Raw genomic sequence first — 12444 nt, forward strand, 5'->3', positions numbered from 1 at the left:
TGGCGTGCCGCCGGGGCGGTCGTACGAGCAGGCAGCTGTGATTAGCGCTTGCTGTACTGCGGAGCCTTGCGGGCCTTCTTCAGACCGGCCTTCTTCCGCTCGACCGCGCGGTCGTCGCGGCGCAGGAAGCCGGCCTTCTTGAGCGCACCGCGGTTGTTGTCGACGTCCGCCTCGTTCAGCGCGCGGGCGACACCGAGACGGAGCGCACCGGCCTGACCGGAGACACCGCCACCCGCGATGCGGGCGATGATGTCGTAGCGGCCCTCGAGCTCGAGAACCTTGAACGGCTCGTTGACTTCCTGCTGGTGCACCTTGTTCGGGAAGTAGTCCTCGAGGGTGCGACCGTTGATCTTCCACTTGCCGGAGCCCGGGACGATCCGGACGCGGGCGATGGCGTTCTTGCGACGGCCCAGGCCGGCGGCCGGCTGCGGGTCGCCGAAGCGGGAGGCGAGGGACTCCGAGGTGTACTCGCCCTCGACGGGCACCTCGGACTCGGTGGTGTAGCTGTCGATGTCGACGAGCTCAGTCTCTTCGAGCGGCTGCTCGGCAGTGGTCTCGGCCACGGTGATTCCTCAGATTCTCTTGGCTTGGTTTGGTCTGGCCGCTGTTACTGCGCGACCTGGGTGATCTCGAACGGCTGCGGCTGCTGCGCGCCGTGCGGGTGCTGGTCACCCTTGTAGACCTTCAGCTTCGAGAGCATCTGACGGCCCAGCGTGTTCTTCGGGAGCATGCCCTTGACGGCCTTCTCGATGGCCTTCTCCGGGTTCTTGTCCAGCAGCTCGTCGTAGCGGACGGAGCGCAGACCACCCGGGTAGCCGGAGTGGCGGTACGCCATCTTCTGGGTCCGCTTGTTGCCGGACAGGTGCACCTTGTCGGCGTTGATGATGATGACGAAGTCACCGGTGTCGACGTGAGGGGCGTAGATCGGCTTGTGCTTGCCGCGCAGGATGGAGGCGGCGGTGCTGGCGAGACGGCCCAGGACAACGTCCTGAGCGTCGATGACGTGCCACTGGCGCGTCACATCGCCGGGCTTGGGGCTGTACGTACGCACGGTTCGTAGCCTTCGCTTCGAGTGAGTGGTCCTGACAAGGTCACCGAAGACGATCACGACAGCCCTGACCGCACTGCGGTGACGCAAACCGCGTGCTGGTCGCTGGTCATCGGCCCGGTGGACCGGTGTAAGGGCCCGTCCCGTGAGAATGAGCAAGCCAATACACAACGAAGATGCAGGATACCCGTGTCGCGAGGGTGGGGTCAAAACGAGGCCGGAACAGGGCCCGGCCCGGGCCCGTACAAGGCCCCGGCACGGCAAACACGACATCTCCGGGTGAGAAGGTTTCAAAGGCAGTTGGAGCGGAACGCGGCGTGTCCACCCGTCTAAGATGCGGCCCATGAGCTATGGGCAGGGGGGACCTCAGTCCCAGTGGGATCCGTGGAAACCGAACTCCCAGCAGCCGTGGACCGGTGGCAGTGACGGCCCGTCCCCGGACTGGGCGGCACTCGCGGACGCGTCCGAGAAACGCAACAGACGCCGCAAGGTGTTCCTCATAGTCGGGGGTGCGCTGGCCACGGTCGGCGTCGGCGCGGCCGTGACCATGGCGGTGGTGGACAGCGGCGGCAGCGACGAGGCCAACCGGCCCACGTCCTCGGTGCCCGCCACCGGCCTGCCGAGCGCGTCCGGCACGCCGTCCTTCGCGCCCACCAGCGCGCCGCCGGCCCTGAACCCCAAGGAGTTCGTCTCCAGCAAGGCCAAGGACAAGGCGGAGAACAGCCCGGAGCTGATGTTCCCCGGCACCCAGCTCACCATGGGCTCCAGCGTCTACAAGAAGGGCCCGACGGCGGACAGCACCGACTGCGCCACGGGCGCCCAGGGCACCCTGCCCAAGGTCTTCGCGGCGAACGGCTGCACCCGGCTGATGCGGGTGACGTACACCAAGGGGAACACCGCGGTGACGGTCGGTGTGGCGGTCTTCGACACCGAGGCCCAGGCCCTGAAGGTCAAGAGCCAGGCCGACAGCAAGAGCATCGTCAAGGCGCTCGCCGGCAAGGGCGTGAAGGCCTTCTGCAACGCCGCGATCTGCCGCTCGACGACCAACTCCTACGGTCGTTACGCCTACTTCACGATCACGGGCTTCACCGACGGCAAGGACGTGACCACGAAGGACACGGCCGTCTTCGCCATGGGCGACGACCTCGCCGAGTTCGCGTTCCAGCAGATCAACCGCCGTGGCCAGACCCAGGCCTCGGCGGCGGCCGAGGGCTGACCCGGCCGACCGTCAAACGGGCCAATCGGACGTGCGACACTCCCCCCAAGTGATCATCTGATCATCCGGTCACGGATCCCTGGGGGGAACCACGCCATGAGCGCCACGACCCGACGCAGCCTCCTCGCCGGCGCCGCCGGCCTCACCGGCGCCGCCCTCGCTACCTCGATCGTCATCGCCCAGACGGCCTCGGCCACCGGCACCGGCGCGGGCTGGCTCAACGTGAAGGACGCGCCGTACGGGGCCCTCGGCGACGACAGGAACGACGACGCGCCCGCCATCCAGAAGGCGATCGACGCGGCCGGCCAGGGCGACACCGTCTACCTCCCGCCCGGCGCGTACCGGCTCACCTCCCCGCTCCGCCTCCGTCTCGGTGTCACCCTGCGCGGCGACTGGCACCCGCGCTCCCCGGCCGAGACCGAGATGACCGCCTCCTACCTGCGCCCCGGCCTCGGCACCTTCACCGGCGAGGCCCTGATCGTCATCGGCCCGGCCCCGGCACAGGGGACCTCCACCGCCACGGGGTACGGCGGCGGCGCCCGCCTGTACGGCCTGGCGCTCGACGGCCGCGACCAGCGGTCCACCACCGGAACCGCCGTCGACGGCATCCGCGTCATCCCCGGCGTCCAGGACCTCGGCCTGGAGAAGGTGACCGTCTGGCGCTTCACCGGCCACGGCCTGAACGCCCAGAACGCCACCGCCCTGCAGCTCACCCAGGTCCACTGCGTCGACAACGAAGGCCACGGCTTCACCTGGGCAGACGCCACCGGCACCGGCGGCGGCCTGGTCGACGCCGACCTGTTCCAGTGCCACGCCGAGGGCAACGGGGGACACGGCTTCGACATCCTCAACCCCGACGCGGCCACCGTGGTCGACTGCCGCTCCGAGGCGAACGGCCGGCACGGCTACCACGTCACCGGCGTCAGCCACGCACTGGTGATGATCGGCTGCACCAGCGACCGCAACGGCCGGGACGGCTTCCACCTCGCCACCTCCCCCGGCGGCCGCTTCCTCCAGCTCCTCGGCTGCCTCGCCGGGCGGGACGGCAGGGAGACCGCGACCTCCCTCATCCCCTACTCCGGCTTCACCGTCACCGGCGAGGCCGCGGAAGGCGTCGTCCTCACCGGCTGCTCCGCCACCACCGGCCGCGGCGACGACGACACCGGGGCGGACTCCCCCGCCTACGGCCTCACCACCTCGGCGCTGAACCCCGTGAGCAACGTCTCGGTGGTCGGCGGCCAGTACGTCGGGACCACGGCCCCCTTCCAGGACCTCGGAGCGGTCCTCGTCCGCCACAGCGGTGTGATCTCCGGCACCCACCGGGACACCGGCATCGAGTGGGACCGGCATGACGTCCACATGATCTCCGGAGCCGCCGGCACCCGGCGCGACCTGGAGTTCTGGTCCCGCGGCAGGGCCCGCCGCTGGACCCTGCGCACCACCGACGCCACCGAGTCCGGCACCGGCGACGGCTCCGACTTCGCGCTCGTCCGGCACGCCGACGACGGCACCGTCCTCGACACGCCCCTCACCGTCAGCCGCGCCAACGGCCGGGTCTCCCTCACCACCCCCGGCCTCACGGTCACCACCACCGGCGGCCCCGGCGGCCCGGGCGTCCACCTCGTCCAGCAGCGGCAGAGCGCCCAGGGCTACGCGGTCACCGGCACCGGCAGGACCTCCCGCGCCTTCCAGTCCCGGGCCGCCGGAGACTCCGTCAACCGCTTCTCGATGGAGATCGACGGCACCCAGACCTTCGGCCCCGGCGGCGACACCGGCCGGGACACCAGCTGGGGGCGCCTCGGCCCCGCCCAGATCGGCAGCGCCGACGCCGACCTCGTCGTGGGACGGGCCGGGAAGGGCATCAAGGTCAAGGAGGGCAGCAACGCCAAGATGGGCACCGTCACCCTCGCCGGCACCACCCCGGTCACCGTCCCCACGACCGCCGTCACCGCCGCCAGCCGCATCTTCCTGACCGTCCAGTCCCCCGCCGGCACCCCCTCCGGCGTCGCCTACGTCGCCTCCCGCACCCCCGGCGCGTCCTTCTCCGTGAAGGGCATGCCCGGGGACACCTCGACGGTGGCCTGGCTGATCATGGAACCGGCGTAGGAGCGCTCAGCAGCATCCCGCAGCCCCCGGCAGCGTCCGCCGGTTCCTGGCCTCCTTGTTGCGGGCGGCCAGGAGCTCGTCGGCCGGGTAGCCGACCTCCTCCAGCGTCAGCCCGTGCGGCCGTACGACATGCACGGCGGAGTCCCGCACCCCGGCGGCCAGCACCTTCCCCGGCCACTCGGCGCCCCGGTGCCCGTCCCCCACGAACAGCAGCGCCCCGATGAGCGAGCGCACCATGTTGTGGCAGAAGGCGTCGGCCCGCACGGTGGCCGTGATGATCCCGTCGTCGCCCTTGACCAGGCTCAGCTCCTGGAGGGTCCGGATGGTCGTGGCCCCTTCCCGCCGCTTGCAGTAGGCGGCGAAGTCGTGCTCGCCGAGCAGCCGCAGCGCCGCCTCGTTCATCGCGTCGACGTCGAGCGGCCAGTCGTGCCAGAGCACATGGCCCCGCAGCAGCGGATCCACGCCCCCGGGGTTGTCCGTCACCCGGTACGCGTACCGCCGCCAGACGGCCGAGAACCGCGCGTTGAAGCCATGGGGCGCCTCCCTGAGCGCCCACACCCGCACGTCCCGGGGCAACCGCCCGGCGAGCCGCTTCAGCAGCTTCTCGTGGTGCTCACGCCACACGCCCTCCGGCAGATCGACATGGGCCACCTGCCCCCGCGCGTGCACCCCCGCGTCGGTGCGGCCCGCCACGGTCAGCTCGAAGGTCTCCCGGGACCGGGTGACGGTCCGCAGCGCGTCCTCGATCTCCCCCTGCACGGTCCGCCGCCCGCCGGCCTGCTTGGCCCACCCGGAGAACTCGCTCCCGTCGTAGGAGAGATCGAGACGGACACGGACGTACCCGGGCTGTACTTCGTCACTCACACCGAGATCCTCTCAGCAACACAAAAAAGCGGGCCCGTCCCTCGAAAGGAACGGGCCCACCGATGCGCCCCTCCAGGGGCGCGGGGAACTGCGCGACCGGTCACGACGGACCGGCAGCCGAAGGACCGCTTACGCGTCCTTGGACTCCTCGGCGGCGTCCTCGGCGACCTCGTCGGCCTTGGTCTCCTCGACCTTGGCCTCCTCGGCCTCCTTGACCGCACGCTTGGTGGCGGCCTCGGCCTCACCGGTCGCCTGCTGCGCCACGGTCAGCGCCTCGACCAGCTCGATGACAGCCATGGGCGCGTTGTCGCCACGACGGTTACCGATCTTGGTGATACGGGTGTAGCCACCCGGGCGGTTCTCGTAGCGCGGGCCGATCTCGGTGAAGAGCGTGTGGACGACGCTCTTGTCCGTGATGACCTGGAGCACCTGACGGCGGTTGTGAAGGTCGCCCTTCTTCGCCTTGGTCACCAGACGCTCGGCGTACGGCCGCAGACGGCGGGCCTTCGCCTCGGTGGTGGTGATACGGCCGTGCTCGAAGAGCGCCTTCGCGAGGTTCGCGAGCAGCAGCTTCTCGTGCGCGGCACTGCCGCCCAGACGGGCACCCTTGGTGGGCTTCGGCATCTTTCTTCTCCTGTGTGTCTGCCCCGGCCGTGTCAGGTACCGGGGTCAGGAACCCGATGAGCGGATGCTCACCGGCAACGACCGATCAGTACTGCTCGGTCTCCACGAAACCCGCGTCCGCGTCGTCGTCGGCGCCGAAGGCGTCGGCGGCGGCCGTGGGGTCGAATCCGGGCGGGCTGTCCTTGAGGGCCAGGCCCATGCCGGCCAGCTTCGCCTTGACCTCGTCGATGGACTTCGCACCGAAGTTGCGGATGTCCAGGAGGTCGGCCTCGGAACGCGCGACGAGCTCACCCACGGAGTGGATGCCCTCACGCTTGAGGCAGTTGTACGACCGAACGGTGAGCTCCAGCTCCTCGATCGGCAGCGCCAGATCGGCGGCCAGGGCGGCGTCCGTCGGGGACGGGCCCATGTCGATGCCCTCGGCGTCGATGTTCAGCTCGCGGGCGAGACCGAACAGCTCGACCAGGGTCTTGCCCGCGGAGGCCATGGCGTCACGGGGACGCATCGCCTGCTTGGTCTCGACGTCCACGATCAGCTTGTCGAAGTCGGTGCGCTGCTCGACACGCGTGGCCTCGACCTTGTACGTGACCTTCAGAACCGGCGAGTAGATCGAGTCGACCGGGATGCGCCCGATCTCCTGACCGACCTGCTTGTTCTGCACGGCGGAGACATAGCCGCGGCCGCGCTCGACCGTCAGCTCCATCTCCAGCTTGCCCTTGCCGTTGAGCGTGGCGAGGACGAGGTCGGGGTTGTGCACCTCGACACCGGCCGGGGGCGCGATGTCGGCGGCGGTGACCAGACCCGGGCCCTGCTTGCGCAGGTACATCACGACCGGCTCGTCGTGCTCCGAGGAGACGACCAGCTGCTTGATGTTGAGGATCAGGTCGGTGACGTCCTCCTTGACGCCCGGCACGGTGGTGAACTCGTGCAGGACACCGTCGATACGGATCGACGTGACCGCCGCACCCGGGATCGACGACAGGAGCGTACGGCGGAGGGAGTTGCCGAGGGTGTAGCCGAAGCCCGGCTCCAGCGGCTCGATCACGAACCGGGAGCGGAACTCGTCGACGACCTCTTCGGTCAACGAGGGACGCTGAGCGATCAGCATGATGTGTTCCTTCAGTCAGGGGCGCCCGCTATTTGACGCCCGACTCCGTACTGCAAGGGTACGGGCGGTACGACCCTTTCAGGGAGCCGTACCGCCCGTACTCTCAGGACGACCGTGCGTCAGACGCGGCGGCGCTTCGGCGGACGGCAGCCGTTGTGCGGGGTGGGGGTGACGTCCTGGATGGAGCCGACCTCGAGGCCAGTGGCCTGGAGGGAACGGATCGCGGTCTCACGACCGGCGCCCGGGCCCTTGACGAAGACGTCGACCTTGCGCATGCCGTGCTCCTGCGCGCGACGGGCAGCCGACTCGGCGGCCATCTGCGCGGCGAACGGCGTGGACTTGCGCGAGCCCTTGAAGCCGACGTGGCCGGCGGAGGCCCAGGAGATCACGTTTCCGGCCGGGTCCGTGATGGACACGATCGTGTTGTTGAACGTGCTCTTGATGTGCGCCTGGCCGTGGGCGACGTTCTTCTTTTCCTTGCGGCGCACCTTCTTGGCAGCGCCCTGACGACCCTTGGGGGGCATCTATTACTCCTACGGGAGGTGGTCGGTCCTACAGCGAAGACCGCTGGACGGCGAGTCCGCTGCGGACTACTTCTTGCCCGGCTTCTTCTTGCCGGCGATGGCGCGACGCGGGCCCTTGCGGGTACGAGCGTTCGTGCTGGTGCGCTGACCGCGGACAGGCAGACCACGACGGTGACGGAGACCCTGGTAGCAGCCGATCTCGACCTTGCGGCGGATGTCGGCCTGGATCTCGCGACGGAGGTCACCCTCGGTCTTGATGTTGTTGTCCACGTACTCGCGGATGGCGACCAGCTGCTCTTCGGTCAGATCGCGAACACGGGTGTTCGGGTCGACGCCGGTCGCAGCCAGCGTCTCCTGCGAGAGGGTCCGGCCGATGCCGAACACGTAGGTGAGGGCGACCTCCACGCGCTTGTCGCGCGGGATGTCAACACCGGAAACGCGTGCCATTCAATGGCTCCTGGTGATCTTCGGAGGTCTTCCGCAGAACCGGATCCCAGCCGCCGGCCTCTTCTCTTCGAAGACTTGGTACGACTGGGTCCCCGGCCTCCGAACCGGGGGTGTCAGGCAAGAAGAAACCCCCGCCTGGGCCCTGCGTATGAACATATTCAGCTCGCGTCGCGCGAAGTCTCTGCGATGTCGTTGCAGAGGGTGAGATCGGCTGCGATCAGCCCTGGCGCTGCTTGTGGCGCGGGTTCTCGCAAATGATCATGACCCGACCGTGACGGCGGATCACCCTGCACTTGTCGCAGATCTTCTTGACGCTCGGCTTGACCTTCATGGGATGTGAGGTTCTCCGGGTCAGTTGCCGACAACCCCGCACGCCCGTCAGGGCGCCCGGGGACATGGGCAAGATCTACTTGTACCGGTAGACGATCCGGCCACGCGTCAGGTCGTACGGAGACAGCTCCACCACGACCCGGTCGTCAGGGAGGATACGGATGTAGTGCATTCGCATCTTGCCGCTGATGTGTGCCAGGACCTGGTGGCCGTTCTGGAGCTCGACCTTGAACATGGCGTTCGGCAGAGACTCGACGACAGTGCCCTCGATCTCGATGGCACCTTGCTTCTTGGCCACGCTTCGCCCTTCGAATCGACTACCTTGATCGACTCTGTGTGAGCGCATGCAGACATGCGGGTGCACGAGAGCCGACGAGTCAGTCTACGTCAGGGCCCCGAGAAACACGAATCGAGAGAGTCTGCCCCACCCGAAAGATCCGTAAGCTTCGGACTTCCGTCAGAACAGCCCACCAAAAGGGGCGCGGGGCTGCGTCCATATGCGGCTCCGCCGCGCGGGCGCGACCAGCCCCCACCAAACCGCACCCGCACGACCGAGCTCAGCCCAACGGATCGGCGGCGGCAGCAACCCCGTGCTCCGCCAGCTTCGCCTTACCACCGTCCGGGGCGGTCAGCACCAGCGGCCCCTCCTCCGTGAGGGCCACGCTGTGCTCCCAGTGGGACGACCAGGTGCCGTCGGTCGTGATGACCGTCCAGTCGTCCTCCAGCACCTCGGTGCGCGGGGTGCCCAGGGACACCATCGGCTCGATGGCGAGGCAGAAGCCGGGCACCAGCTTGGGGCCCTTGCCGCGGCGCCGGTCGACGTAGTTCAGCAGGTGCGGGTCCATGTGCATCTCGGTGCCGATGCCGTGGCCGCCGTAGTCCTCGATGATGCCGTAGCGCCCGCCGCCGGGCTTGGGCTGACGGCGGATGTACGTCTCGATGGCACGCGAGACGTCGACGAGCCGGTTGCCGAGCCTCATGGCCGCGATACCGGCCCACATCGACTCCTCGGTCACCCGGGAGAGCTCGATCAGCTCCGGGGCGTGACCGGAGCCCACGAACGCCGTGTAGGCCGCGTCGCCGTGCCAGCCGTCCACGATCGCGCCGCAGTCGATGGAGATGATGTCGCCGTCCTTGAGGACCACCTCGTCGGACGGGATGCCGTGCACCACGACGTCGTTCACCGAGGTGCAGATCGTCGCGGGGAAACCGCCGTAGCCGAGGAAGTTCGACTTCGCCCCGTGCTCGGCCAGCACCTTGCGCGCGACCTCGTCCAGGTCCTTGGTGGTGGCCCCCGGCACCGCCGCCTCCCGCGTCGCCGCGTGGATGGCGGCGACCACCAGGCCCGCCGTACGCATCTTCGCGATCTGCTCGGGGCTCTTGATCTGCACCATGGGGGCCTGCGCTCTCCATCACTCGGTCGGGGGATCGGGTACTGCCTACACAACAGTACGGCCGTGGGGTCCAGGGGACTCCACGGCCGTACGGGACGGACGACTACGCGTCGTCGCCCTCGCGCTTCAGCGCCGCCAGCGCGCGATCGGTGACCTGCTCCACGGGGCCCATGGAATCGATGGTCACGACCAGGCCCTGGGCCTTGTAGTAATCGATGATCGGCTCGGTCTGCGTGTGGTAGACCTCCAGCCGCGTCCGGACGGTCGCCTCGGAGTCGTCGTCCCGCTGGTACAGCTCGCCGCCGCAGACGTCACAGACGCCCTCGGTCTGCGGCTTCTTGTACGACACGTGGAAGACGTGGGCGGAGTCGTTGCGGCAGATGCGCCGGCCGGCGATCCGCTTGACGACCTCCTCCTCGGGGGCCTCCAGGTCGAGTACCGCGTCCAGCTTGATGCCCTCGGTGGTGAGGAGCTCGTCCAGGGCCTCGGCCTGCGAGACGTTGCGCGGGAAACCGTCCAGCAGGAAGCCGCGCTCGGCGTCCGGCTGCTCCATGCGGTCCTTGGCCATGGCGATGGTCACCGTGTCCGGCACCAGTTCGCCCTTGTCCATGTAGGACTTCGCGAGTTTCCCGAGGTCGGTCTGCCGGCTGATGTTGGCGCGGAACAGGTCGCCCGTGGAGATGTGCGGAACGCTCAGAGTCTCGGCCAGACGAGTGGCCTGCGTACCCTTCCCGGCACCCGGCGGCCCGACGAGGACGATTCGCATCAGCGGAGGAACCCTTCGTAATTGCGCTGCTGGAGCTGGCTCTCGATCTGCTTCACCGTCTCGAGGCCGACACCCACGATGATCAGGATGCTGGTCCCGCCGAAGGGGAAGTTCTGATTTGCCCCGAAACCAACCAACGCCATCGTCGGCACGAGAGCGATCAGACCCAAGTACAGCGAACCCGGCCAGGTGATCCGGTTGAGCACGTACGACAGGTACTCAGCGGTCGGTCGGCCAGCCCGGATGCCCGGGATGAAGCCACCATACTTCTTCATGTTGTCGGCCACTTCCTCGGGGTTGAAGGAGATGGCCACATAGAAGAAGGCGAAGAAGACGATCAGCAGGAAGTACATGCTGATGTAGATCGGGTGGTCGCCCTTGGTCAGGTTGGTCTCGATCCAGGTCTTCCAGCTGGAGGTTCCGCTGGAGAACTGTGCGACCAGGGCCGGGATGTAGAGCAGCGACGAGGCGAAGATGACCGGGATCACACCGGCCTGGTTCACCTTGAGCGGGATGTACGTCGAGGTACCGCCGTAGGACCGGCGGCCGATCATGCGCTTGGCGTACTGCACGGGGATCCGGCGCTGGGCCTGCTCGACGAAGACGACCAGGGCGACCATCACCAGGCCGACCGCGACGACGGTGCCGAACTCGATCCAGCCGTCCGCCAGGGTGCCCGACTTCTTGATGGCCCACAGCGCGGACGGGAACGTCGCGGCGATCGAGATGAACATCAGGATCGACATGCCGTTGCCGATGCCGCGGTCGGTGATCAGCTCACCGAGCCACATGACGACGCACGTACCGGCGGTCATGCAGATGACCATCACGACGGTGGAGAAGATCGCGCGGTCCGGGACGATCTGGCTGGCGACGGTGCAGCCGGAGAACAGGGCGCCACTGCGGGCGGTGGCCACCAGGCCGGTGCCCTGGAGGATGGCCAGCGCCACGGTCAGGTAACGCGTGTACTGCGTGATCTTCGCCGTGCCGGCCGAGCCCTCCTTCTTGAGGGCTTCCAGACGCGGGATGACCACGGTCAGCAGCTGGAGAATGATGCTCGCCGTGATGTACGGCATGATGCCGAGGGCGAAGATGGTGATCTGCAGCAGCGCGCCGCCGCTGAACATGTTCACCAGACCGAAGAGGCCCTGGTTGCCCGACGCCTCGTCGACGCAGCGCTGTACGGACGTGTAGTCGACGCCGGGGATCGGGACGTGCGTACCGACCCGGTAGACCACGATGATCCCGAGCGTGAAGAGCAGCTTCTTGCGCAGGTCGGGCGTCCTGAACGCCCGGGCGAACGCGGTGAGCACGGTGCCTCCTGCGACCCCCGCGCATCTGCGTCAAGGGTGACGGTCTTGAAGGTCCAATAAGAACAACGACATGAGTAACGGCCGACTGCCGCTCAAGGTGCCCCCTTGGGGAAACCTTGTGAAAAGTGGGCAGTGCTGGTCACCTTACCCGCGACACAGCTTCCCTAGGAACGACCAACCGGGGATACCCCATTTGTGGGGTATCCCCGGTCGGGATCGCTCAAGTCATCGAGACGCCTGATGTGGTCAGACGAGCTCGGTGACGGTACCGCCGGCGGCGGTGATCTTCTCCTTGGCGGAGCCGGAGACGGCGTCGACCGTCACCTGCAGCGCCACGGAGATCTCGCCCTGGCCGAGCACCTTGACGAGGCTGTTCTTGCGAACGGCACCCTTGGCGACGAGACCCTCGACGGTGACCTCGCCACCCTCGGGGTACAGCGCGGCCAGCTTGTCGAGGTTCACGACCTGGAACTCGGTCTTGAACGGGTTCTTGAAGCCCTTCAGCTTCGGGAGACGCATGTGGAGCGGCATCTGGCCACCCTCGAAGCGCTCCGGAACCTGGTAACGGGCCTTCGTGCCCTTGGTACCACGACCGGCCGTCTTACCCTTCGACGCCTCACCACGACCGACACGGGTCTTCGCGGTCTTGGCGCCCGGGGCGGGACGGAGGTTGTGGATCTTGAGCGGGTTGTTCTCCGCCATGA

Annotated in this window: 15 protein-coding genes; 2 read left to right on the top strand and 13 right to left on the bottom strand. The window is 68.1% G+C overall.

From position 1 onward, the window contains the following. Positions 1 to 41: 41 nt before the first annotated feature. The gene (gene rpsI, locus U5640_RS17950) at positions 42 to 563 is read right to left on the bottom strand and encodes a 30S ribosomal protein S9 (RefSeq protein WP_067249178.1); all 522 of its coding nucleotides are present in this window, start codon (positions 561 to 563) and stop codon (positions 42 to 44) included. A gap of 44 nt (positions 564 to 607) precedes the next feature. Beyond that, entirely contained in the window at positions 608 to 1051 is a 444-nt protein-coding gene (rplM, locus tag U5640_RS17955; protein ID WP_055632362.1) for a 50S ribosomal protein L13, read from the bottom strand. Between the two features lie 340 nt (positions 1052 to 1391). Here rplM and U5640_RS17960 point away from each other — a divergent pair, with 340 nt between their 5' ends. Beyond that, a complete protein-coding gene (locus U5640_RS17960) occupies positions 1392 to 2264 on the top strand; it encodes a hypothetical protein (protein WP_340376802.1) in 873 nt (290 codons plus the stop codon). Between the two features lie 96 nt (positions 2265 to 2360). Continuing rightward, positions 2361 to 4370 carry a glycosyl hydrolase family 28-related protein gene (locus U5640_RS17965; RefSeq protein WP_340376803.1) on the top strand — a complete coding sequence of 670 codons (2010 nt, stop codon included), beginning with the start codon at positions 2361 to 2363 and terminating at the stop codon, positions 4368 to 4370. A gap of 6 nt (positions 4371 to 4376) precedes the next feature. Here U5640_RS17965 and truA read toward each other — a convergent pair whose 3' ends face one another. The 11 genes from truA to rplO form a co-directional block, all read right to left on the bottom strand. Further along, a complete protein-coding gene (truA, locus tag U5640_RS17970) occupies positions 4377 to 5234 on the bottom strand; it encodes a tRNA pseudouridine(38-40) synthase TruA (protein ID WP_340376804.1) in 858 nt (285 codons plus the stop codon). 129 nt (positions 5235 to 5363) lie between these two features. Further along, positions 5364 to 5858 (bottom strand): 50S ribosomal protein L17, encoded by a 495-nt coding sequence (gene rplQ / locus U5640_RS17975; protein WP_340376805.1) that lies wholly within the window; start codon positions 5856 to 5858, stop codon positions 5364 to 5366. 85 nt (positions 5859 to 5943) lie between these two features. Beyond that, the gene (locus U5640_RS17980) at positions 5944 to 6966 is read right to left on the bottom strand and encodes a DNA-directed RNA polymerase subunit alpha (protein WP_003966937.1); all 1023 of its coding nucleotides are present in this window, start codon (positions 6964 to 6966) and stop codon (positions 5944 to 5946) included. Positions 6967 to 7085: 119 nt separating this feature from the next. Next, positions 7086 to 7490, bottom strand: coding sequence for a 30S ribosomal protein S11 (gene rpsK, locus U5640_RS17985; RefSeq protein ID WP_010354218.1), 405 nt, complete (start codon positions 7488 to 7490; stop codon positions 7086 to 7088). A gap of 66 nt (positions 7491 to 7556) precedes the next feature. Continuing rightward, positions 7557 to 7937 (bottom strand): 30S ribosomal protein S13, encoded by a 381-nt coding sequence (rpsM, locus tag U5640_RS17990; RefSeq protein ID WP_055632357.1) that lies wholly within the window; start codon positions 7935 to 7937, stop codon positions 7557 to 7559. A gap of 217 nt (positions 7938 to 8154) precedes the next feature. Continuing rightward, entirely contained in the window at positions 8155 to 8268 is a 114-nt protein-coding gene (gene rpmJ, locus U5640_RS17995) for a 50S ribosomal protein L36 (protein WP_004984509.1), read from the bottom strand. Positions 8269 to 8343: 75 nt separating this feature from the next. Then, a complete protein-coding gene (infA, locus tag U5640_RS18000) occupies positions 8344 to 8565 on the bottom strand; it encodes a translation initiation factor IF-1 (RefSeq protein ID WP_003948620.1) in 222 nt (73 codons plus the stop codon). A 259-nt stretch (positions 8566 to 8824) separates the two neighbouring features. Continuing rightward, positions 8825 to 9661, bottom strand: a complete 837-nt coding sequence (gene map / locus U5640_RS18005; RefSeq protein ID WP_340376806.1) for a type I methionyl aminopeptidase — start codon at positions 9659 to 9661, stop codon at positions 8825 to 8827. Positions 9662 to 9764: 103 nt separating this feature from the next. Further along, a complete protein-coding gene (locus U5640_RS18010; protein ID WP_340376807.1) occupies positions 9765 to 10427 on the bottom strand; it encodes an adenylate kinase in 663 nt (220 codons plus the stop codon). After that, complete coding sequence (gene secY, locus U5640_RS18015) at positions 10427 to 11740, bottom strand: preprotein translocase subunit SecY (protein ID WP_340376808.1); 1314 nt, start codon at positions 11738 to 11740, stop codon at positions 10427 to 10429. Before secY ends, U5640_RS18010 begins: the two co-directional genes overlap by 1 nt. 246 nt (positions 11741 to 11986) lie before the next feature. Then, positions 11987 to 12442 (bottom strand): 50S ribosomal protein L15, encoded by a 456-nt coding sequence (rplO, locus tag U5640_RS18020; protein ID WP_003974249.1) that lies wholly within the window; start codon positions 12440 to 12442, stop codon positions 11987 to 11989. Positions 12443 to 12444 lie beyond the last annotated feature (2 nt).

It is taken from the genome of Streptomyces sp. SS7 (assembly GCF_037993025.1).
Lineage (GTDB): Bacteria > Actinomycetota > Actinomycetes > Streptomycetales > Streptomycetaceae > Streptomyces.

Excerpts from the sequence above, each read along its gene's own strand:
- rplO (WP_003974249.1), bottom strand. The coding sequence starts at position 12,442 with ATGGCGGAGAACAACCCGCTCAAGATCCACAACCTCCGTCCCGCCCCG.
- rpsK (WP_010354218.1), bottom strand. The coding sequence starts at position 7,490 with ATGCCCCCCAAGGGTCGTCAGGGCGCTGCCAAGAAGGTGCGCCGCAAG.
- U5640_RS17965 (WP_340376803.1), top strand. The coding sequence starts at position 2,361 with ATGAGCGCCACGACCCGACGCAGCCTCCTCGCCGGCGCCGCCGGCCTC.
- U5640_RS17980 (WP_003966937.1), bottom strand. The coding sequence starts at position 6,966 with ATGCTGATCGCTCAGCGTCCCTCGTTGACCGAAGAGGTCGTCGACGAG.
- U5640_RS17960 (WP_340376802.1), top strand. The coding sequence starts at position 1,392 with ATGAGCTATGGGCAGGGGGGACCTCAGTCCCAGTGGGATCCGTGGAAA.
- rpsM (WP_055632357.1), bottom strand. The coding sequence starts at position 7,937 with ATGGCACGCGTTTCCGGTGTTGACATCCCGCGCGACAAGCGCGTGGAG.
- rplQ (WP_340376805.1), bottom strand. The coding sequence starts at position 5,858 with ATGCCGAAGCCCACCAAGGGTGCCCGTCTGGGCGGCAGTGCCGCGCAC.
- map (WP_340376806.1), bottom strand. The coding sequence starts at position 9,661 with ATGGTGCAGATCAAGAGCCCCGAGCAGATCGCGAAGATGCGTACGGCG.
- rpmJ (WP_004984509.1), bottom strand. The coding sequence starts at position 8,268 with ATGAAGGTCAAGCCGAGCGTCAAGAAGATCTGCGACAAGTGCAGGGTG.
- U5640_RS18010 (WP_340376807.1), bottom strand. The coding sequence starts at position 10,427 with ATGCGAATCGTCCTCGTCGGGCCGCCGGGTGCCGGGAAGGGTACGCAG.